This window comes from Rathayibacter sp. SW19 (assembly GCF_030866825.1).
Lineage (GTDB): Bacteria > Actinomycetota > Actinomycetes > Actinomycetales > Microbacteriaceae > Rathayibacter_A > Rathayibacter_A soli.
On sequence record NZ_CP133020.1, the window covers coordinates 85,937 to 106,422 of the forward strand.

Below are 20,486 nucleotides of genomic sequence, written 5' to 3' on the forward strand. Positions count from 1 at the left end.
GCTTGGCTGGAGGCATGGATAAAGCAACTGGTTTCGATATCCGCGCGGGCTCCGTCGTCGATCCTGCAGCCGTCACGCTTCCGCCGACGCACGCCGTCGACTTGACGGCGGCGACACATTCGGATGTCGCCTCGTTGGTTGTCTAGCCGGCGAGCGTCGACACCCCGTTGGTCGAGTAGCCCGCGAGCGCAGCGCGTGGGCGTATCGAGACCCCCGCCCGCATGACACCGCCCGACCACCGTCACTCTTGAATCGACAGCGCGATCGTGCCGATGCCGAGTGCGGCGAGTATGCCGCTGGAGATGCGCTCGAGCGTTCGCGTGACCTTCGGTCGTTTCAACCAGCCCATCATGCGCGCCGCGGCGAAGGCGATCACGGCCAAATAGACGCCGCCGATCACGGACATGGTGGCGCCGAGCACGAGAGTCCAGCCAAACGTCGCCTGATGCGCCGGCACGAACTGCGGCACGATCGCCAGGAAGAACAGGCCGACCTTCGGGTTCAGCAGCGTCGATACGAGTCCAGCGATGAAAGCCTGGGGCATGCCATCGCCTCGCCGGGGCGTTGCCGCGGCAGAGAGCTCGTCCTGCGAAGCGTTCGCATGCGCCTTGCGCGCCCGGATGAATGTGCTGACGCCGAGGTACACGAGGTAAAGCCCGCCAACAATCTTCACCACGCGGTAGAGCTCGGCCGACTGCTCGAGCAGCGATGCCAGTCCGACGGCGACGAGCAGTGCCCAGGCGAGCACGCCGACCGACGACCCCATGCCGCTCGCAATTCCGGATGCCCGCCGAATCATGCTGAAGCGCAGCGTCATGAACGTGTCGGGGCCGGGCGTCACGGCCAAGAGAACGCACAGTCCCGCGAACGCGGCAAAAGAGGGAAAACTCACCGCTCAATTGTATGGTCGCGCGGCCGTGGCGATAGCACCAGCGGGTAGCGTGGCCACCAGTCGCCCATAGTGTGTCACAACCCGGGGCCGTTCCCCGTCGTATTGGTATGAGCAAGCATCGAATCCTGGTATTAGGCGGCGGTTACACCGGAGTGCTGGTCGCGGGTCAGTTGGCGCGGCGGATGCGGCGCGACGAGGCATCCGTCACCCTCGTCACCGATCACGCGACCCGCAACGAGCGGATGCGCTGGCACCAGCTGGCCACCGGACAGCGATATCCGTTGCTCTCGATCGAGGATGCCCTGGCCGGCTCAGGCGCCGACCTGCGTGTCGCCACGATCGAGCGCATCGACACCGGATCGCACGCTGTGATCGTTTCCGGCGGTGAGACTGTGCCATACGACTCCGTGGTCATCGCTCTCGGCAGTGTCATCGACTTCGGATCGGTGCCAGGTGCGCTGGACAACGCCCACGGACTCACGGATGCCGCATCGGTGCACGCCACATCGAAGAAGCTCGAGGCGCTGCCCGACGGCACGAGCGTCGTCGTAGTCGGCGGAGGCCTGACCGGCATCGAGCTCGCGACAGAGGTGGCCGAGTCGTATCCGCGGCTGCGGGTAACGATCACGAGCCCGAGGTCCGCGGGCGACTGGCTGAGCGAGCCAGGGCAGCGCCATCTTCGGCACGCATTCGAGCGGCTCGGCATCGAGCAGGTACTCGGCCGGGTGTCGGCGATCGGCCCGGATGCTGTTACGTTCGCCGACGGCCACGAGCAGTCGTCAGCGCTGACCTTCTGGGCAGGCGGATTCCGGGCGAACGCGTTGTCCGAGGCATCCGGAATCGCGGTCGACGAGCTCGGTCGCGCTTACGTCGACGAGCGGTTGCGCTCGGTCTCCGACCCAGCCGTCTGGGTGATCGGCGACGCTGCCCGGGTGCCCGGGCCCGACGGGACTCCTCTCAAGATGGGATGCCGCACCGGAGCGTTCATGGCGCTGGCCGGGCCGCAGAAGGTCGCCGACTCTCTCGCCGGTGTCGCCGCCCGACCGTTCACAGGGCGGTATTTCGCCGAGTGCATCAGCCTCGGCCGGCACGACGCACTGCTGCAGTGGTTGACTCGCGACGGCACGGCGACGGGCCACGTCATCACCGGCCGCGCTGCCGTGACGATCAAGGAGTACGTGCATCGCGGCAATCTCTTCGCAGCGCGGCATCCCGGTCCGTACACGCCGAGCCGTCGCTCGCACGTGCAGCCGTCTGCACGTGGTCGCCGCGAGATGATCGGAGCATGACAGACAACGCACAGGCTTTGCGTCGCGTCGCCTTCGGCGCGGCGTACGGCATGCTCGGCTCGGTCGCCGATGCCGAGGATATCGCGCAGTCGGCGATGGAGCGGATGCTCCGCCTCGCCCCCGACAAGCGCCCCGCGAACGCCGAGGCGTGGCTTACGACCGTCGCGACCCGTCTCGCGGTCGACCAGCTGCGTTCGGCGCGCGTGCGCCGCGAACAGTACGTCGGGGAGTGGCTGCCGGAGCCGCTTGTCGGGGGCGAGGGGCCGGCATCCGACGCCTCGGATCATGCGGAGCTCGCCGACGAGCTGTCATTTGCCTTCCTCGTGCTGCTAGAGACCCTGACGCCGAGCGAACGGGCAGCGTTTCTACTGCACGACGTTCTCGACTATTCGTACGACGAGGTGGCAGCAGTGCTCGACCGGCCGTCGCAGGCCGCGGCGAGGCAACTGGTTTCGCGGGCTCGGGCCCGGGTCTCAGGGCGGGTGTCGCGATATCCGGTACCCGCCGAGGAGCAGCGCGAGCTCGTAACGCGGTTCATCACCGCGATCGAGTCGGGCGCGGTCGACTCGTTCGTCTCGTTGCTCGCAGCGGACGTCACCGCCACCAGCGACGGTGGCGGCAAAGTACCGCCCGGATTTGCTCTTGGGCGCCCTGTACACGGTCGCGACGCGGTCGCAAAGGTGCTGTCGTCGTTCGGAAGGCGCGCCGTGTTCCCGGTGCACGTGGAGCAGCGTTCGATCAACGGGGGCCCTGGCATCGTGGTCGTCGCGGACATCCCCGTCGGTGGGGGCGTGATGGCCGTGATGGCACTCGACGTGCGGGACGGCGTGATCGCCAACATCCACGGTGTGGTCAATCCGCAGAAGCTGAAGCATCTCGTGCCGACCCTGGGCCCGCTGGCCGACCTCGACGCCGTGCGAGAGGCCGAGGCCGCGGGGCGCGCAGCGGGTTGGCGGGGTGGCAGCCTGCTCGGGTGACGCCGCGCGCAGCCTCGCTGCGGCCGCTTCTCGCCTTCCAGCGCGTGGAGGGCGACTACACGCCGCCGCAATGGCCGGGGCAAGACGTGCCGCAGCAGATGCACATCGATGTGCTCGTCGGCGACATGGATGCCGCAGAGCAGGCCGTTCTCGCGCTCGGTGCCGTGAAGACAGGTTCCGACCACGACACGTTCCGGGTGTATCTTGACCCGGCGGGGCATCCGTTTTGCCTGATCACGCCGAACGACTGATCGGGTCGTCTCCGTACCGCGTCTCGACCGCGATGCGCACAGTGTCGCCGAGGGCGCACGGTCATGGCCGTGGTGCAGCTGCCAACGTGCCAGGACAAATCACGTCATGCGGTTACTCGCGTGGGCCGGTATCGCAGGGCGACCGCCCCCGACCGGAACTCATGGCGATCCACGAGCTCGAGCTAGATGTGCTCGTGTAGACCGGCGAGCAAGGTCGGCCCGTGTCCGGCAAGGACCGGTTGCACGAGGAACTCGTACTCGTCGATCAGTCCCAGATCTGCCAATGCCAGGGGGAGCGTCACGCCACCCACCCACAGGCCCTCGCCCGACTCCTGCTTGAGTCGCTGAACTGCCGGCCCCAAGTCGCCTCGCACCGGCTCGGCATTCCAATCGACCCCGCTCAGCGTGCTCGACACGACGTACTTCTTCGCCCGGTCGATGGCTTCGGCGAACGGAATCTCCCACTCATCCATCCAGTCCGGCCACGTTCCCGTGGCCGGCCTCCGCCACGCGGACTCCATCATTTCGTACGTTACCCGGCCGAACAGCAGGGCATCGGCTCGTTCCACCTCAGCGCTCCAGTAGCGCATCGACTCCTCGTCCGGGGGGAGCCCCGCCTCGTGATGGCAGCACCCGTCGAGCGTGACATTGATCGAGTATCGAAGCGGTCTCATCTCGTTGCTCTCCCTCGAGGATCGGTGTTCTCCCAGCCAAAGGAGTTCGTCTCGTCCGCGAACCACGTCGGTCGCTGCATGCCGACCAGCCTAACGATCCGGCGAATTGTTCCGATGGACGTGCGCGGACAACTCCCGCGCGAAACGGACATCTTCAACCGGTCCCTACAGCCGTCGGGCCGGGCGTCCGGCTTATGTTCGATCACGGACCCTGTGGCGGGCAGCGCGACCTGCCCGTCGACAACTTTCAACGGCGCCGGTGAGATGACCCCCCATCGCAACGTCGGTCTGATGCGTCCCGTAAGCCGTTCGGCTTATAGGACAGCTTGATAGTGCTCGACGACCGGGAACGGCTCATAGAAATGGTGGAGGAGGGTGTGCCATTTTTCGTACTGCTCGGACTGTCGGAATCCGACCATGTGGTCGTCTAGGTTCTCCCAATCAACAAGCAGCAGATAGGCGCTTGGAGCTTCAATCGAACGAGACAGTGGCACGTGTCGGCATCCTGGCATTGACCTGATGATCGCCGGGCTTCGCTAAAAGCAATCTCAGACGCACCTTCCCTGCCGGGAATTACGGGCAACAGAGCATGTTCGGTGACCACCTGAACAGTGTCCCACGGGCACTTTTCGTACTCGGTTGGATGTGCGAAATGTTCCCATGCGGCGTGCGGCGGCTACAGGGGAGTTTCAGTGTGTTCTGCCAGCGCGGCCAACCGCTCGACAGATGCCATCAGCCGCTCCGATGTGGTGCCGCGTGCGCGCTTGAAGCGGGACTGGTCGGTCAAGTCACTCCAGTCGTAGGTGTGCGTGACAAGGGTTCGGCCGGGCTCCAGCTCTTCCAGTTCCCACCGCCAAAGATGACCTGGACGGTCTTTGCCGGGTTCTGCCGGCATCCACGCGATCCGGCGCCCTTCCTCGAACTCGACGATGTGGTTCTCGCGCACGCTTCCGCCGGTGAGCGTCATGACGAAGATGTCACCGACCGCGTGTATGCGCTGACCGGGTTCGGCCTGAGCGAGATTGTCGTTGCCGTCCCAGCGTGGCTGTTGCGCCGGGTCCGCGATGAGTTCGAAAATGGCAGCGGCCGGAGCGGCGATCTCGCGGCTGGCGGCTGTGATGCGTTGCTCGGATGTGTGGTCGGTCATGCCTCACGTTCTACCACCTCGCCCGCTGTTGCGCGGCCGCAACGGGCACAACGTGTTGCCCGCACGAACGGCGGTATTGCCGCGGCGGCGGACTGTTCCGTTTGGGGGCGTATCGCGACTGGCTGGCACGATAGCTGATGTCGGTAGTCCATGCCATCGTGAGGTATGCCTATTGAACGTATTCGCCCCGAGGGGCTTGTCCACAGTCCAGCGTTCAGCCACGTCGCCGTTGTGTCGCCCGGTGCCACCACGATCTATGTTGGCGGTCAGAACTCAGTTGCAGCCAATGGCGCACTCGTTGGCGAAGGCGACGTGGCGGAACAGTCCACTCGCGCTCTGGAGAATGTCAGGATTGCGCTGGCCGCCGCCGGCGCGACTATCGAAGACGTTGTGCAGTGGACGGTGCTGTTCGTCGACGGAGTTGACATTACAGCGGGGTATAAAGCGATCGCGTCCGATCTGGCTTCGGACGAGCCCGCCTTGGTGACGGCGGCTCGAGTCGCAGGGCTCGGCGTCCCCGGCGCGCTCGTCGAAATCGGTGCAGTCGCCGCCATCGTTCGGTGATGGCTGAATACGTTGCCCTCCTGCGCGGGATCAACGTCGGCGGCAAGAACCTGATTAGCATGCAGGCCCTCGCCGACTGCTTCCGCACAGCCGGATACGAGGGAGTTCATACCTACATTCAGAGCGGCAATGTCATGTTCGCATCGGACTCACCGAGCGCTGCAGGTCTGGAGGATGCACTCGAGCGATTGCTGCAGCAGCGGTTCGACACCCCGATCCCTACCATTGTCCGATCGCGAGTTGAGCTTGCCGCGACGATCGCAGCAGCGCCCGCCGACCACGGCTCCAAGGAGCTACGTAGCGACGTGTTCTTCCTCAAACAGCCACTCACCGCGGTCGGGGTGATCGCGCAGATGCCAGAGCTGCGTGAGGGCGTTGACTCGATTTCGCCCGGCCCCGGCGCGCTCTACTTCTCGCGCACGGCAGCACAGGCATCCAAGACCCGCATCACCCGCCTCTTCGGCATGCCCGTATTCCAGCAGATGACCGTGCGAAGTTGGCGCACGACCACCCGCCTGCTCGAATTGATCGAAAAGAACTGAACCGGAAACGCTCCGGCAGAAGCCAGCTGGTTCTGTCGCGATTTTTCAAGGTGTAAGCGACGGCATCCGAGTAGTGTCTGGGCCAGGCGAGGCCGGCGCCACCACGTTCGAAACGGAGAAGGCAATGACCGGAAATTATGTGGCGACGTCGACAATCACGATCGATGCGTCGGCAGATCGCGTGTGGGTCGTGCTCACCGACCCTGTCGCGATCAAGGAATTCATGTTCGGCACAGAAGTCGAGACCGATTGGACGGTCGGCGGACCGATCCTCTGGCGCGGTGTGTGGAACGGCAAGGACTACGCGGACAAGGGTGTGATCCTCGAGTTCGAACGCGGACGGCGACTCGTCAACACCCATTTCAGCCCATTGAGCGGTCAGGATGACGTGCCCGAGAACTACCACACGCTGACCTGGACACTGGAGAGCGGGGCGGGCGCGACAGAGCTGACGCTATCGCAGGACAACAACGCGAGCGCCGAGGCAGCCGAGCACTCGAAGGGCATGTGGGACAGCCTCGTGAAGAATGTGAAGGCGATCGCCGAGCGAAAGTAGCCACTTTTCGAGCGCGGCATGTGCTGCGTACATCTCATCTAAAGGTGGGCGTTACCCATCTGCCCCGAAGCGGCTAGACTCGAACGTATGGCAGTCACAACAGTTCGGCTCACGGCGGACGACCGCACTCGCTTGCCCGTCGGTCGCCTCGGCGTGCACCCGAGCGATGAGTTCCAAGCGACCGTAGAATCCGATGGAACGATTATCTTGACACCCGTCGTTACGATCCCCAAGCGAGAGCTGCTTGTCTGGGAGAACGCGGACTTGCGCACGAGCATTCTGACCGGAACTGCTGAGGCCGCGGCCGGCCTCGCCCACCCAAACCTCGCTTTGAATGACGCGCTTGATGCTCTCGGCGACGCCACAGGCGACAGCGACGGCGACGACCGCGACGGCGACGAGTGAGGATGGCTGCGCCGCCCTTCCGCATCCTCACCGCCCCCGAGTTCGACAAGCAGCTGACTCAAGTCGCAAAGAGCAATACTGCCAAGCACAGGAAGGTACTCAAAGCAATCCGGATGCTGCGCGACATCGGTCCTCGGCATCCTGGTCTGAATGCCCACAAGTACCGCACTCTGACGGGACCGAACGGCGAAGATATCTGGGAGGTCTACGTCGAGAACAGCACGCCGGGAGCATGGCGCCTGTGGTGGTGCTACGGTCCCGAGTCCGACACAATCACCCTTGTGACAGTCGGCCCGCATCCCTGACATCGCCGCCGCACCTCGCTATCGCCGGCGCGACACCGACACCGACACCGACAGCGCCCGTGGCGCCTACGCGCGCAGCACCTGCACGATCCGATCGACCCCGGCGAAGTCCTTGCCGTGACGTGTGATCAGTGCAGCGCCGTGGCTGAGGGCTATCGCCGCGATCATCAGGTCGGGAATGCGGCCACGCGGGCACCTCCCCGCGAGGCGAACTAGTTCCGTGATGTGGCCATAACCCAGCGCAGCCTGATCGTCGAACGGGAGCCCGTCTCCGAACCGCGCGGTGACTGCCTCAAGCCGCAATCGACGACGAACCTGCTGCTCCGCACGATCCGCGGTCGCGGTAATCCCAAATTGCAGCTCGGCGTAAGAGATCGACGTCACGGCCAACTCGGTGACGCCCTCAGGCGCACGGAACTCGCCCGAGATCAGCATGTTCGTATCGAGGATCGCCCTCATTCGGACCACGGATCACGGAGTTCGGATGCGGCGCGGTCCGCCTCGAGTTCGGCAAGCCATTCCGGATCGGTCGCCGTGTTCAGCAGTTCCGTCACCTCGCCGACAGGCACCCACGACTCGCGGGCGTATGGCACGACTCGAGCGAACGCGCGGCCGTGGTTGGTCAACACCCAGGAACGTCCATCTTCGACATCGTGAACCATCGGTGCAGGATTCTGGCGAAGCTGGCCGACGCTCATTGTCCGTTCCGTTGGTGATTCAGTCGTTTTCATAGCCCTACCATACCTCTCTGTAGATAATTATCTACAGAGAGTCCACCGGCACGTGCGCGACTACCATGGAGCCCGTGACAATACGCGAAACCGGTACGCCACCATACATTCCGTTGGCAAAGCGCAGCGCCGAGGAGCTGCGCGACATCCACGCGGCATTTCAGCGCAATTATGACGCGCTCGTCGCTCGCGGACTGAAGCTCGACTTGACGCGCGGAAAGCCCTCGCCCGCACAGCTCGACCTGTCGAACGCGCTGCTGCGCCTTCCCGGCGAGGACGACTACCGCGACGCAGCGGGCACCGACTTGCGCAACTACGGCGGCGCGCAGGGCTTGCCCGAGTTGCGTGCAATTTTCGCGAACGTGCTCCGCGTTCCGGTCGCTCAACTGCTGGCACTCGGCAACTCGAGCCTTACCGTGATGCACGACACGGTCGCTCAAGCACTCCTGCACGGCGTGCCCGACGGCGAGCGCCCGTGGGGCAAGGAAGACGCCGTCAGCTTCCTCTGCCCGGTGCCCGGCTACGACCGCCACTTCACGATCACCGAGGTGTTCGGCATCCGGATGATTCCGGTCCCGTTGAACGATGACGGCCCCGACCTCGAGACGGTTGCGCGACTTCTCGCGACGGACTCGTCGATCAAGGGCATGTGGTGCGTGCCGGTCTATGGGAACCCGACCGGCATCGTGTACAGCGAGGACGTCGCGCGCGCGCTCGTCTCGCTGCCTGCTGCGGCCCCGGACTTCCGCCTGTTCTGGGACAACGCGTATGCCGTTCACCACCTCACCGACGACGTGCCTGCACCGATCGACGTGCTCGCGCTCGCCGCAGAGGCCGGCAACCCGAACCGTCCATTCATCTTCGCCTCCACGTCGAAGGTGACCTACCCGGGATCCGGCGTTTCATTCTTCGGGGCATCCGAGGAGAACGTGGCCTGGTTGCTCGAGCAGATGCGCGCGCAGTCGATCGGGCCGGACAAGGTCAACCAGCTGCGACACGTGCGCCTGTTGCGCGACGAAGCCGGCCTGATCGCACACATGCGCAAGCACCGTGACTTGCTCGAACCCAAATTCGCGGCCGTCGCCGAGATCCTCGCTTCTCGGCTTGCCCCGTACGGCGCCGGCGATTGGACCGACCCGAAGGGCGGCTACTTCGTGAGCCTGATGGTGGCAGACGGATGCGCCGCGCGCGCGATTGAACTCGCCGCGCGGTCGGGCATCGCGGTCACGCCGGCCGGGTCGACGTATCCGCACCGCAAGGATCCGGCCGATGCGAACATCCGCATCGCGCCGACCTTCCCCTCGCTGGACGAGTTGCGCGAGGCCGTCGACGGCCTGTGCACCTGCGTGCTGCTGGCCGAGGCAGAAAAGCTCACGCCCACGGTGGTCGAGGAGCAAGCGCCGGTGGTCGAGTAGCAAGCGCCGGTGGTCGAGTAGCGAGGAACGAGCGTATCGAGACCCGTATCGAGACCCGTATCGAGACCCGTATCAAGACCCGTATCAAGACCCATTTCGAGGCCCGATGAGGCCCCGCTCGAAGACGCTCAACCGCGCCCTCGCACTGCTGGTCGCGAGCACCTTCTTTATGGAGATCCTCGACGGCACGATCATCCAGACCGCCGCGCCGGTGATGGCTCTAGATTTCGGCGTGCGCGCGGTCGACATCAACCTCGCCATGACGTCCTACCTGCTGACGCTCGCCGTCGGCATTCCGGTGAGCGGATGGCTCGCCGACCGTTTCGGCGATCGGCGCATCTTCGCGATCGCAATCGTCATCTTCACGGTGGCATCGGCGCTGTGTGCGGCCAGCACGAACCTGCCCATGCTCTGCGCGATGCGCGTGCTGCAGGGTATCGGCGGGGCCATGATGGTGCCGGTCGGTCGCCTCGCCGTGCTGCGCACCGTCGAAAAACGAGACCTACTGGATGCGATGGCTTACCTCACCTGGCCGGCTCTCATTGCGCCCGTGATCGCGCCGGCACTCGGCGGGGTCCTCACCGACTTCGCCAGTTGGCACTGGATCTTCCTGATCAACATTCCGATCGGAATCGCTGCGTTCATCGTCGCCCTGCGCGTGGTTCCGTCGACAGCGGAGCGGGTCGTTCATGCGCTCGACTGGTCAGGCTTTCTCCTGGTCGGTCTCAGCCTCGCCGCACTCGTGCTCGGCATGGACCTGGTCGGCGCCGCGCCGACCGACTGGCTATCGGTGACCGCGCTGCTTGCAGTATTTCTTGTGGTAGGAGCGGCCGCAGTGGCTCGAATCAGCCGGGCGAAGCATCCGCTTCTTGATTTTCGGGCACTGCGCATCCACACATTCCGCGTCGGGAATGTCGGCGGAGGCATGTACCGGCTTCTGATCGGTGCGGCACCGTTCATGTTCACGCTGATGTTCCAGTCCGGCTTCGGCTGGAGTGCGACGAAGGCGGGCGTGCTCGTGATGGCGATCTTCGTCGGCAACGTGGCGATCAAGCCGGCGACGAGTCCGCTGATCCGACGCTTCGGCTTTCGGGCGGTTATCGCAGGCAGTTCGCTCTGCGGTGCCATCGTGTTCGCGGCGTGCGCGTTCATCGAACCGTCGACGTCACTGGTCTGGATCGCACTGGCCCTGGGGGCGAGTGGAGTGTTCCGGTCGATCGGCTTCAGCGGCTACAACTCGATCCAATTCGCGGACGTGCCGCCAGAACTCACGTCCGGCGCAAACACGTTGGCATCGACGATGCAGCAGATCGCGATCGGGCTCGGCATTGCGGTTGCCGCATTGATCGTGCGCGTGACGACGGCTGCTGCCCAGGTCGTCGACCCAGGCCGCATCGACCTTGGCTACCGTTGGTCGTTCATCGTCGTCGCACTTGTCATGCTCTACCCGATGATCGAAGCACTGCGGATGCCCGCCCACGCGGGCGCGGAGGTCGCCGCCCGCTGACATCCGTTACGCGCGGCGAACTGCGGTGGTCGGGCAAAGATGGTGGTCGAGCGGTAAGGACGGTGGTCGAGTAGCGAGCGCCAGCGAGAGTATCGAGACCCGTATCGACCCGTATCCGGGCTTGCGCGGATCGGCTCACTGTGGTCTCGATACGCGTGCTCGCTGCGCTCGCGCGCTACTCGACCAGCGGGACTGCAGCGCTGCGCTCGCGCCAGCGAAGTCAGTGGAGCAGCGAGGCGAAGCCGACGCCGGCGGCAGCGGCGAGGACCGCGAGCACCAGCATCCCGAAGGCATTGATGAGTGCAAGGAGCCAGCGTCGCTCTTGGACCAAGCGCGCGGTCTCAACGCTGGCCGTGCTGAACGTGGTGTAGCCGCCGAGAAAGCCGGTGCCGACCACGACGCGCCAGCCATCAGGCGTCCCCGCGAACAGCACGAGGCCGGTGAGAAAGCCCAGCAGGAGCGAGCCGGACACGTTGATGATTATCGTGCCCAGCGGCAGAACGGTGCGCAGTCGGTTGCGCAGCATCCCATCCAACATGAAGCGCGCGATCGCGCCGACGCCGCCGGCCGCGGCCAACAACGCGATCACGAGGCAGGCTCGGCATTCGGGCCGCCGTGCCGGTCGCCGTCGCGTCGCACAGCCGAGCGATGGTGCACCGCCGCGATCCACATGCCGAAGAACGCGGCGAGCAGCCCGATGACAACGGTGATCAAGCCGTATCCGATCGCCTCCCACACCCGCCCCGCGCGCAACAGTTGCTCAGTCTCGACGGCGAGAGAACTGTAGGTGGTGAAGCCGCCCATGAATCCGGTGCCGAGTAGCAGGCGCAACATCCGGCGGCGCCCTTCATCGTGTCCTCGACGGGCGAGCCCCTCTAACAGCATCCCGAGCAGAAACGCCCCGATCAGGTTCACGGTCAGCGTCGGCCAAGGGAGTCCGAATGCCTCGGGCATGACGAGGCTGATCAGATAGCGGGCGAGCGTTCCCGCGGCCCCGCCGATTCCTACGAGGAGGATGTACCGCGGGCGCAGATAGAGCGGGCGCGCCTCCGGCCCCGCCATTGCCGGTGGATTCTGCCGGCTCACTCCTCCAACTCCCACGGCGCCGCCGTCGGATGCGGCTGCAGCGGGATCACGATGACGGGCCGGCTCTGCCGGTGGGCGAGTCGCACCGCGATCGAGCCGGTGAAGAACTCTTCGAGACCCGCTCGAACGCCCGGATGCCGAGTGCCGACGACGATCGCCCGTGCATCCAGCGACTCCGCCAGCCGGCCGAGCGCCTGAGCAGGGTCGCCGGCAAGTGCGAAGAAGCGCACGCGCAGACCGGCATCGGCGCCCACACCGGCATCGGCACCGGCGAGCGTGTCGAGCACGTGGCGCGCCAGCGAGGGGTCGACCGTCTCGTCGCGCACGTCGGGAACCTCGGGGTCCAGAGGCATGGATGAAACAGTGCCGTCTTCGCGCACTTCGATCGGATAGCGGGCAGCGTCCACATGCGCGCAGACGAGCTCGGTGCCGAGCTCACGCGCGAACCGGGCTGCTTCCAGCAGGACCCTCGCCGCCTCGTCGGGGGCAATCCCGACGACGATCGAACCTGCGGATGCCGCAGCTGCCTGACCGGGTTCACCTGGCGTCATGTCGCACCTGCCTTCTTACGACGGCACTCCTGGGACCGCATTCGGAGTTTATCAACCGGTGGCGCGTGATACGTTGCCACCGTGTCCCGTATTGTGGCGGTTGCCCCTGCCCTCCCGTTGCATCGCTACGCGCAGAGCGAGATCGTCGAGGCACTGCTTCCGTTCATCACGGCCGATCCGGCCCGTCAGTCTCTGATGCGACGGCTGCACGCGTCATGTCGGGTCGACACGCGTCACCTTGTCATGCCGCTCGAGGAATATATCGACCTCGGGCCGTTCCATGAGACGAACGAACTGTTCATGTCGGCGGGAGCCGACCTCGCCGAGCGCGCGATTCGTAACGCACTCGCCGCTTCCGGACTGGCCGCAACGGATGTCGACTACCTGCTTTTCACGACAGTCACGGGAGTCGCAGCCCCCTCCCTCGACGCCGTGCTCGCTGCGCGGCTGGGCATGCGTTCCGACCTCAAACGGATGCCGTCGTTCGGCCTCGGCTGCGTGGCGGGAGCGGCGGGGATCGCGCGAGCGCATGATTATCTTCAAGGGCATCCGGATGACGTCGCCGTGTTGGTTTCGGTGGAACTCTGCTCGCTGACCGTGCAACGCGGCGACGATTCGATGGCCAATCTCGTCGCAAGCGGGCTCTTCGGCGACGGGGCAGCTGCCGTGGTGATGGTCGGCGACGAGCGTGCTCGCAGCCTGGCTGCCACGGGGCCTGATGTGCTTGGCAGCCGTAGCGCGCTGTATCCGGGCACCGGCGACGTGCTCGGTTGGGACATCGGCGGCACCGGCTTCAAGATCGTGCTCGGAGCAGGGGTGCCGAGCGTGATCGAGCACAGCTTCGCTGCGGACGCGCTGAAGCTCGTCGCCGACCACGAGCTCGGTCTGGACGACATCGACGTCTGGATGGCACATCCCGGCGGACCGAAGGTGCTCGAGGCGTTCGCGGCCGCGCTCGAATTGCCTGATGACGCGCTCGCACCGAGTTGGCGGACCATGGCCGCGGAAGGCAACCTCTCCTCGGCAGCCGTGCTGCACGTGCTGGCGGATGTGATGGCGGGCACCCCGGCAGGCAGCACCGCTGCGGTCAGCACCCCTACAGCCGGAACAAACGGCCTGCTGTTCGCCCTCGGCCCCGGGGTCACCGCGGAGTTGGTGCTGCTGCGCTGGCCTGCCGCACCGTTGGTTGGGGAGCGCCGAGAGCGCAGCGAGCAGCGCGTCTCGAAACCGGGACAATACGCTGTCGAGGGCAATGGTTTCGAGACGCTCGCTGGCGCTCGCTCCTCAACCACCGGCGCCGTTCCACAAGTGATCGAGACGCTCGCTGGCGCTCGCTCCTCAACCACCGCTGCCGCTCCACCGGTGCCCGCGGAGGCACCCGCATGATCTGGTACACCGCTCTTCTGCTGGCCACCGGCGTCGAACGAATAGCTGAGCTAATCGTCTCGAGTCGCAACGCCCGTTGGTCGTTCGCTCGCGGCGGCATCGAGTACGGCAGGTGGCATTTCCCGCCGATGGTCGCCTTGCACGTCGGCCTGTTGTTCGCGTGCTTTGCCGAAGTCTGGTTCGGTGACCGACCCTTCCTTCCCTGGCTCGGCTGGCCGGCACTCGCACTTGTCATGGCCAGCCAAGCGCTGCGCTGGTGGTGCATCACCGTGCTCGGTCCGCGTTGGAACACCAGGGTGATCGTCGTGCCGGGCCTTCCCCTGGTTACGCGCGGCCCGTATCGCTGGCTGCGCCACCCGAATTACGTCGCGGTCGTCGTCGAAGGCATTGCTCTGCCGCTCGTACATACAGCGTGGATCACGGCCATCGTATTCACTGTGCTGAACGCAATTCTGTTGCTGGCGGTGCGCATCCCGACCGAGGAGCGGGCGCTTGCGACGACTCGAGCGGCCGGAGCGTAGCGTGCGCGCGCCGGACGCCGAACTCCTCTCGGATGTCGAAATTCTCATCGTCGGCGGAGGTCCAGTCGGTCTTGTCGCGGCCATTCGCGCACGCGCGTTCGGTTTTGACGTTGCGATCATCGAACCGCGCCCAACCCCGATCGACAAGGCCTGCGGTGAGGGACTCATGCCCGGCGCCGTTCGCGCCCTCGAGCTGCTCGGAGTGCGCCCGGCAGGCATGGACTTCCGCGGCATCCGCTATCTGCAAGGCGCGACGCGCGCAGAGCACGTGTTCACGAACGGCCCGGGGCGAGGGGTGCGACGGATTGAATTGCATCGCGCGTTGGCCGAGCGGGCGGATGCGCTCGGCGTGGGTCGCATCACCGGTCGCGTTGAGCACCTAGTGCAGGATGCGAACGGCGTCACCGTGTCGGGCCCCGGCCTCGACCGGATTCGCGCGGATTGGCTGGTCGGCTGCGACGGGCTGCATTCGACCGTGCGGCAGCTGGTCGGGCTGGCTGCCGCGCCACAGCAGAGGTCACAGCGCCGGTTCGGTCTGCGTCGGCACTTTCGAACCCAACCGTGGAGCGACTTCGTCGAGGTGCACTGGTCCGATCGGGTCGAGGCGTACGTGACCCCGGTCGGCGCTCAACTCGTCGGCGTCGCTCTGCTGGGTCCTGTCGGTGCCGATTTCGACGCGGAACTTTCCAGGATCCCTGAGCTCGGCGCGCGGCTGAGCGGTGCTGCGGTAGACGGACCCGTGCGCGGGGCCGGTCCGCTACGCCAACGTTCGGCAGCACGCACCGCCGGTCGTGTCCTGCTGACGGGCGACGCATCCGGTTATGTCGACGCGCTCACCGGCGAGGGTTTGCGCGTCGGTTTCGCCCAGGCAGATGCAGCGGTGCGCGCCGTCCGCGCGGGCGACCTGCGCCGCTACGAGCGGGAGTGGGTGCGGGTTACGCGGGACTTCCGAGTGCTGACCAGTGGCCTCGTCGCGGCCGGGCGCTCTGGGTTGCGCTCGAAGATCGTGCCGGCATCCTCGGCGGCACCGCGGCTGTTCGGTGCGGTGGTCGAGCGCCTGGCGCGATAACAGGGCGAGGGAAACTCGGTCGGGAGCTGCCACCGAAGCTGAGAAATGCTCTATGGCGGTTTGGAGCGTTGACACATCTCCCTCTAATATTCGAACAGGGTCCAACGGCGACCAGAGGCCCCGCGCCGCTCCATTTGGAACGTAGCGCCGCGCTCTCGGCTGCGCCGGCCACTTAGGGGTTTTCGTGGCAGAGGTCGCACGTCGCAATTTTCTCGGGGCGTCTTTGGCGGCCGCCGGAGGTGTCGTCGTTGGTGTCGGCGGCACATTAGGGGTGCAGGCGTTGAACCCTCCCGCGTCCGCATTTCCCAAGGTCAAAGTTCCCAGCGAAGCTGCGTATCTGCCGATCGACGCTTCGAACATCGACAAGGCCGTCGATCGCGTGGAGTCGTTGATCACGGATCTGATGAAGAAGACGGGCATGCCCGGTGTGGCGGCAGCCGTCGTGCACAACGACAAGATCGTCTTCGCGAAGGGTTTCGGAGTGCGCAAGGTCGGCACGCACGACGCCGTTGACACCGACACGGTGTTTCAGCTCGCCTCGCTCTCAAAGTCCTTGTCGGGCACCGTCATGGCGGCCGCTGTCGAGAAGGGCATCGTCGCGTGGGACGACCCAGTGATCAAGCACCTGAAGTCGTTCAAACTGTCCGATGAATACGCCACCAACAACGTCACCCTGGCCGACATGTTCTCGCACCGCAGCGGGCTCCCCGACCACGCGGGCGACCTGGTTGAGGATCTGGGCTACGACGAGTCGGCCATCCTGAGTCGATTGCAGTATTACCCGCTTGCGCCAATACGCGCCCACTACGCATACACGAACTTCGGACTCACTGCCGCCGCGGCGGCAACGGCAGCCGCAGCGGGGATGAGCTGGGATGCCCTCTGCCACGAATTCCTCTTCGACCCGCTGAAGATGTCGTCGACGAACACGACGTTGGCGGCGTACAAGTCTTCGCCGAAACGGGCATACGGTCACGTTCTCGTCGGCAAGAAGTGGGAGGCGAAGTACGTGCGCGACCCCGATCCAGAAGCCCCCGCCGGTGGGGTCAGCGGCAGCGTGAAGGACATGGCCGCGTGGCTGCGCCTGCAATTGGCAGAAGGCAAGTTCGATGGCACGCAGGTGATCGACGCCAAACAGATCCTAACCATCCAATCTCCCCACATGATCTCGGGAGCCCCCGGCACGCCGGCCTCCCGCGCGGGCATGTACGGATATGGCATCGGTACAAGTCCGGATGCCTCCGGGCGCGTCGTTCTCAGCCACTCCGGCCAGTTCGCCATCGGTGCGGGCACGAACTATATGATGATGCCGGCCGAGAAGCTCGGCATCGTCGTGCTCGGCAACGGCATGGCGATCGGACTGGTCGAGGCCGTCACCCGCAGTTTCTTCGACATTGTCGAGACGGGCGACGTGCGCGCCGACTGGTACCGGCTCTTCCATGACTACCAGTTCGCACCCGGCTATGAGAACCCGAGCGAACTGGCAGGCAAGACGAAGCCGGCCTCCCCGAGTGCCGCGCCGCCGGCATCCGCCGTGGTCGGAAAATACACGAACGACCTCTACGGGCCGGCCGCTGTGATCGCAGACGGCGATGCGCTGGTGCTCACGATGGGCGCGAAGCAGGTGCGATACCCGTTGACGCACTGGGACGGCGCGACCTACTCGTACGAGCCGATCGGCGAAAACGCCGCCGGAATCTCGGCCGCGACCTTCACGGTGGGGGCCGGTCCGACCACGCTCGCGCTCGAGCCGCTGAACACTGGGCACGCTGAGGGGCTCGGAGTGTTCACGCGCGTCTGACCCCGCGCGTCTGACCCCGCGCGTCTGGCCCCGCGCGTCTGACCCCGTGCGTCTGACCCCGCGTGCCTGACCCCATCCGCACGGCCGCGGGGTTCCAACAGGGCCGCTGTCTCCGCGATAGCGGTTCAACTCTAGCCGAATATAGATACGACTGATGATCCTTCGGAGATCGGCGCGCGTCGCGGCGGAACGCCCGAGCGACGGTTGCATTGCCCCTTTTACAGGCGGGCTGCCCGCTCTAAATTGGGCGCACACCCTGTCGAGTTGTGTTATTTAGATTTTGACCGAGTCGAATATATCTTCGATTGTCGTGATAGAATATGATCATGATTTCGATATCCGAGCAGCTGAAGCAGAGCGTGTTGGACGTCTGTGCTGTTCTGGACACCGCCCAGACCTCAGCGGTCTCTGGTGGGTCGGGCGGCTCTCTGCCGGCCGTGGTCGACAGCCTGGATGAGGTCGGCTTACAGCGACTGCTATCCGCGGCGGCAACATTGCGGTCGGAGACCGATGCGGTGATCGCGGCCGGCGCCGGGGTGGTCGCAAAGCGCTCCGAGCGCGATCTGGGTTATTCGGGGTTGGCGGCCCGCAAGGGTTACCGGTCTGCGACGGCCGTGATTCAGGCAATCACCGGGTCTTCCCGGAGTGAGGCTGCACGGCAGGTGCGTCTGGGTGAGGCCATGGCAGAGGTGGATGCCGCCGCGCGAGCGTTCGAGGCCGGCAAGTGCGCCGGCGACGGCGAAGGTTTCGGCACCGATGACGGCGTTGGTGGCGCGCCCGACCCGAAAGATGGTCGGCTGAAGGATCCGCTGCTGGCCGGCTCGTGCGGGCCGTCGTCGCCGGCGCTTCCGTGGTTCGAGCCGGTCACCCGGGCGGTGGCGGAACACGCGCTGACCTCCGATGGTGCTGCCGCAATAATCCGCGGGATGGGCGAGCCGTGCGACCACTGCGATGCCGAGACGATGCGCGGTGGCGTCACGCAACTTCTGCAGTATGCGGCGCAGCTCGCAGCGGAGCGACCCAGTGCCGGCTCGAAGATGTCTGCAAGCCTGGCGCTGAATGCGGACGAGCTGGGCAAGCTGGCACGGCAGATGCGCGATCAGATCGACCCCGTCGGGGTGACGGAACGGTTCGAGAAGCACTATGAAGACCGGGTGTGGCGGTTCGGCCGCAACAGCTCAGGCGCGCGCACGGCATGGGTCCAGTTCGACGACGAGTCCGGCGCGTGGATCGATTCGATCGTCTCTGCGGGAATGCGACCGCGCAGAGGCGGGCCGCGGTTCGTGGATGCTGCCGAGCGGGCACGTGCAGAAGAATTGGTGAACGATCCGCGCACCAACGAACAGCTGGTCTTCGACCTGATCATGGATACCCTGCGTGCCGGAGCAATCGCCGACCCGACCACGGCGTTCGGCACCCGCCAGCCCGGCCTTCGGGTGATCGTGGCCCAAGACGAACTGAACAAACACGATCAGGACGGCAACTTGACCGGAATCGGGTTTCTGGAAGATACGGGTGAAGCGGTCCCCCCGGCGATGCTGGAACGGATGCTGTGCGACGTCGGCACCCGCCAGATCACCGTCGACAGCTCCGGCAACCCATTGGACGTGGGCCGAGAACAGCGCCTATTCACCGCGAAACACAAGGTCGCGATGGCATACCGAGACGGCGGATGCATGGACCCGTTCTGTGACCAGCCTCCCTCTTATGCCGAGGCTCATCACACAGACGAATGGCATGCTGATCACGGCCGCACCGATATCGCTGACGGCGTGTTACTGTGCCGTTTCAGCCATATGCGAGTCCACAATCAGGGGTGGAAGATCCGGCGGGAGGGCTCCGCCTACTGGATGATCCCACCGGCAAACATCGACCCGAACCAGACCCCGATCCGGATGCGCAGCAAAGCCGCCTGGCGGCGAACGCGCGCCGGACGAACCGGCGAAGAACAGGCGAGCGCCGGACGAACCGGCGCAGGATGAGCGCGCGCAGGGCGAGCGCGCGCAGGGCGAGCACGCGCAGGGCGAGCACGCGCAGGGCCAACAAGCTCCTGGTAAACACGCGCGGAGCTATAACACACAGAGCAATCACGCACGCTTTCGATGCGGCTTGCCGGACTGCCGATGTTCAGCCGAGTAGCAGCTTGCGCAGCTGGTCCGCGGAATGCACGATCGCCATGGCGCCATCCGCCTCAGCGGGCGAGCCGTAGCCCCACTCGACGAGAATTGTCGGAATGCCGTTGGCCGTTGCGCCTTCGACGTCGTGCGAGCGGTCGCCGACGAGCACAGCCCGCGATAGGTCCACGTCGAGATCCCGAAGGCGATCGAGCGCGTACGCGACGACATCCGTCTTGGTGCTGCGTGATTCGTCCTCAGATGCACCCGCGATCACCTGGAAGTAATCGGCAATGCCGAAGTGTTCCAGGATGCGTATCGCGCGGGACTCCGGCTTGCTCGTCGCGACGGCGACCGGAATGCCAGCCTCGCTCAGGCTGCGCAGAAGGCCGACAATGCCGGGAAACACTGCATTGTCGTGCAGGTCGCGGCTGACGGCGGCATCACGGTAGACGGTGAGGGCATTCAAGGCTTCGAGTTCGCTCATTCCGGCGAACGTGCGGAACGACTCGAGCAGGGGAGGACCGACGTAGGCCAGCAGGCCGGCTTCATCTGGAACCGGCAGTCCGAGCGTCGTGAAGGTCTGTGTCAAAGACGATGTGATGCCCGGAGCGGAGTCAGTCAGCGTGCCGTCCAGGTCGAAGAGAACACAGGTCCAGGTTCGGGTCAAGGTTGTATTCGGGTTATTCATAGCCTTCCCATA

Annotated in this window: 25 protein-coding genes and 1 pseudogene; 16 read left to right on the forward strand and 10 right to left on the reverse strand. The window is 65.5% G+C overall.

Features of this window, described 5'->3' with window-relative positions; genetic code table 11:
• Positions 1-14: 14 nt before the first annotated feature.
• Positions 15-146 (forward strand): hypothetical protein, encoded by a 132-nt coding sequence (locus tag QU604_RS00405; RefSeq protein ID WP_308466823.1) that lies wholly within the window; start codon positions 15-17, stop codon positions 144-146.
• A gap of 95 nt (positions 147-241) precedes the next feature.
• Here the strand turns inward: QU604_RS00405 and QU604_RS00410 are convergent, their stop codons facing one another.
• Positions 242-892: a LysE family translocator gene (locus tag QU604_RS00410; RefSeq protein ID WP_308466824.1), complete on the reverse strand. Its 651-nt coding sequence runs from the start codon at positions 890-892 to the stop codon at positions 242-244.
• 107 nt (positions 893-999) lie between these two features.
• Between QU604_RS00410 and QU604_RS00415 the strand changes: the two genes are divergently transcribed.
• Genes QU604_RS00415 through QU604_RS00425 form a run of 3 tightly spaced genes read left to right on the forward strand, consistent with a single transcriptional unit; the run spans position 1,000 to position 3,409 of the window.
• Positions 1,000-2,181 (forward strand): NAD(P)/FAD-dependent oxidoreductase, encoded by a 1,182-nt coding sequence (locus tag QU604_RS00415; RefSeq protein ID WP_308466825.1) that lies wholly within the window; start codon positions 1,000-1,002, stop codon positions 2,179-2,181.
• On the forward strand, positions 2,178-3,158 hold the full coding sequence (sigJ, locus tag QU604_RS00420; RefSeq protein ID WP_308466826.1) for an RNA polymerase sigma factor SigJ: 981 nt from the start codon (positions 2,178-2,180) through the stop codon (positions 3,156-3,158). Before QU604_RS00415 ends, sigJ begins: the two co-directional genes overlap by 4 nt.
• Positions 3,155-3,409 carry a VOC family protein gene (locus QU604_RS00425; protein ID WP_308466827.1) on the forward strand — a complete coding sequence of 85 codons (255 nt, stop codon included), beginning with the start codon at positions 3,155-3,157 and terminating at the stop codon, positions 3,407-3,409. The genes sigJ and QU604_RS00425 overlap by 4 nt, the downstream gene beginning before the upstream one ends.
• Positions 3,410-3,513: 104 nt before the next feature.
• Here the strand turns inward: QU604_RS00425 and QU604_RS00430 are convergent.
• The 3 genes and pseudogenes from QU604_RS00430 to QU604_RS00440 form a co-directional block, all read right to left on the reverse strand.
• Positions 3,514-4,083: pseudogene (locus tag QU604_RS00430) on the reverse strand (dihydrofolate reductase family protein).
• 314 nt (positions 4,084-4,397) lie between these two features.
• On the reverse strand, positions 4,398-4,595 hold the full coding sequence (locus QU604_RS00435) for an antibiotic biosynthesis monooxygenase family protein (protein ID WP_308466828.1): 198 nt from the start codon (positions 4,593-4,595) through the stop codon (positions 4,398-4,400).
• Between the two features lie 164 nt (positions 4,596-4,759).
• On the reverse strand, positions 4,760-5,230 hold the full coding sequence (locus QU604_RS00440; RefSeq protein ID WP_308466829.1) for an SRPBCC family protein: 471 nt from the start codon (positions 5,228-5,230) through the stop codon (positions 4,760-4,762).
• A gap of 165 nt (positions 5,231-5,395) precedes the next feature.
• On the opposite strand from QU604_RS00440, the gene QU604_RS00445 reads away from it, so the two are divergent.
• The 5 genes from QU604_RS00445 to QU604_RS00465 all read left to right on the forward strand — a co-directional run bounded on the left by QU604_RS00445 (position 5,396) and on the right by QU604_RS00465 (position 7,602).
• Positions 5,396-5,794: a RidA family protein gene (locus QU604_RS00445; RefSeq protein ID WP_308466830.1), complete on the forward strand. Its 399-nt coding sequence runs from the start codon at positions 5,396-5,398 to the stop codon at positions 5,792-5,794.
• Complete coding sequence (locus tag QU604_RS00450) at positions 5,794-6,336, forward strand: DUF1697 domain-containing protein (RefSeq protein ID WP_308466831.1); 543 nt, start codon at positions 5,794-5,796, stop codon at positions 6,334-6,336. The genes QU604_RS00445 and QU604_RS00450 overlap by 1 nt, the downstream gene beginning before the upstream one ends.
• 124 nt (positions 6,337-6,460) lie before the next feature.
• Complete coding sequence (locus QU604_RS00455; RefSeq protein ID WP_308466832.1) at positions 6,461-6,892, forward strand: SRPBCC domain-containing protein; 432 nt, start codon at positions 6,461-6,463, stop codon at positions 6,890-6,892.
• A gap of 87 nt (positions 6,893-6,979) precedes the next feature.
• A complete protein-coding gene (locus QU604_RS00460; RefSeq protein ID WP_308466833.1) occupies positions 6,980-7,297 on the forward strand; it encodes a hypothetical protein in 318 nt (105 codons plus the stop codon).
• A 2-nt stretch (positions 7,298-7,299) separates the two neighbouring features.
• Positions 7,300-7,602: a hypothetical protein gene (locus QU604_RS00465; RefSeq protein ID WP_308466834.1), complete on the forward strand. Its 303-nt coding sequence runs from the start codon at positions 7,300-7,302 to the stop codon at positions 7,600-7,602.
• A 66-nt stretch (positions 7,603-7,668) separates the two neighbouring features.
• Here QU604_RS00465 and QU604_RS00470 read toward each other — a convergent pair whose 3' ends face one another.
• Entirely contained in the window at positions 7,669-8,061 is a 393-nt protein-coding gene (locus QU604_RS00470) for a PIN domain-containing protein (protein ID WP_308466835.1), read from the reverse strand.
• A complete protein-coding gene (locus tag QU604_RS00475) occupies positions 8,058-8,333 on the reverse strand; it encodes a type II toxin-antitoxin system Phd/YefM family antitoxin (protein ID WP_308466836.1) in 276 nt (91 codons plus the stop codon). The genes QU604_RS00470 and QU604_RS00475 overlap by 4 nt, the downstream gene beginning before the upstream one ends.
• Positions 8,334-8,398: 65 nt before the next feature.
• Here QU604_RS00475 and QU604_RS00480 point away from each other — a divergent pair, with 65 nt between their 5' ends.
• Both QU604_RS00480 and QU604_RS00485 read left to right on the forward strand, forming a co-directional pair.
• Entirely contained in the window at positions 8,399-9,748 is a 1,350-nt protein-coding gene (locus QU604_RS00480) for an aspartate aminotransferase type Ic (RefSeq protein ID WP_409349985.1), read from the forward strand.
• Between the two features lie 106 nt (positions 9,749-9,854).
• Complete coding sequence (locus QU604_RS00485) at positions 9,855-11,255, forward strand: MFS transporter (RefSeq protein WP_308466838.1); 1,401 nt, start codon at positions 9,855-9,857, stop codon at positions 11,253-11,255.
• 220 nt (positions 11,256-11,475) lie between these two features.
• Here QU604_RS00485 and crcB (QU604_RS00490) read toward each other — a convergent pair whose 3' ends face one another.
• The 3 genes from crcB (QU604_RS00490) to QU604_RS00500 are packed head-to-tail and all read right to left on the reverse strand — an operon-like array spanning position 11,476 to position 12,892.
• A complete protein-coding gene (crcB, locus tag QU604_RS00490) occupies positions 11,476-11,844 on the reverse strand; it encodes a fluoride efflux transporter CrcB (protein ID WP_308466839.1) in 369 nt (122 codons plus the stop codon).
• A complete protein-coding gene (gene crcB / locus QU604_RS00495) occupies positions 11,841-12,317 on the reverse strand; it encodes a fluoride efflux transporter CrcB (protein WP_308466840.1) in 477 nt (158 codons plus the stop codon). The genes crcB (QU604_RS00490) and crcB (QU604_RS00495) overlap by 4 nt, the downstream gene beginning before the upstream one ends.
• Positions 12,318-12,337: 20 nt before the next feature.
• Positions 12,338-12,892 (reverse strand): universal stress protein, encoded by a 555-nt coding sequence (locus QU604_RS00500; protein ID WP_308466841.1) that lies wholly within the window; start codon positions 12,890-12,892, stop codon positions 12,338-12,340.
• Positions 12,893-12,973: 81 nt separating this feature from the next.
• On the opposite strand from QU604_RS00500, the gene QU604_RS00505 reads away from it, so the two are divergent.
• The 5 genes from QU604_RS00505 (at position 12,974) to QU604_RS00525 (ending at position 19,651) form a co-directional block, all read left to right on the forward strand.
• Entirely contained in the window at positions 12,974-14,278 is a 1,305-nt protein-coding gene (locus QU604_RS00505) for a type III polyketide synthase (protein ID WP_308466842.1), read from the forward strand.
• Complete coding sequence (locus QU604_RS00510; protein ID WP_308466843.1) at positions 14,275-14,799, forward strand: isoprenylcysteine carboxyl methyltransferase family protein; 525 nt, start codon at positions 14,275-14,277, stop codon at positions 14,797-14,799. Before QU604_RS00505 ends, QU604_RS00510 begins: the two co-directional genes overlap by 4 nt.
• Position 14,800: 1 nt before the next feature.
• Positions 14,801-15,868 (forward strand): NAD(P)/FAD-dependent oxidoreductase, encoded by a 1,068-nt coding sequence (locus QU604_RS00515; protein WP_308466844.1) that lies wholly within the window; start codon positions 14,801-14,803, stop codon positions 15,866-15,868.
• Between the two features lie 184 nt (positions 15,869-16,052).
• The gene (locus QU604_RS00520; RefSeq protein ID WP_308466845.1) at positions 16,053-17,669 is read left to right on the forward strand and encodes a serine hydrolase; all 1,617 of its coding nucleotides are present in this window, start codon (positions 16,053-16,055) and stop codon (positions 17,667-17,669) included.
• A 326-nt stretch (positions 17,670-17,995) separates the two neighbouring features.
• On the forward strand, positions 17,996-19,651 hold the full coding sequence (locus tag QU604_RS00525; RefSeq protein WP_308466846.1) for a DUF222 domain-containing protein: 1,656 nt from the start codon (positions 17,996-17,998) through the stop codon (positions 19,649-19,651).
• Between the two features lie 145 nt (positions 19,652-19,796).
• Here QU604_RS00525 and QU604_RS00530 read toward each other — a convergent pair whose 3' ends face one another.
• Complete coding sequence (locus QU604_RS00530; RefSeq protein WP_308466847.1) at positions 19,797-20,474, reverse strand: HAD hydrolase-like protein; 678 nt, start codon at positions 20,472-20,474, stop codon at positions 19,797-19,799.
• Between the last annotated feature and the right edge of the window lie 12 nt (positions 20,475-20,486).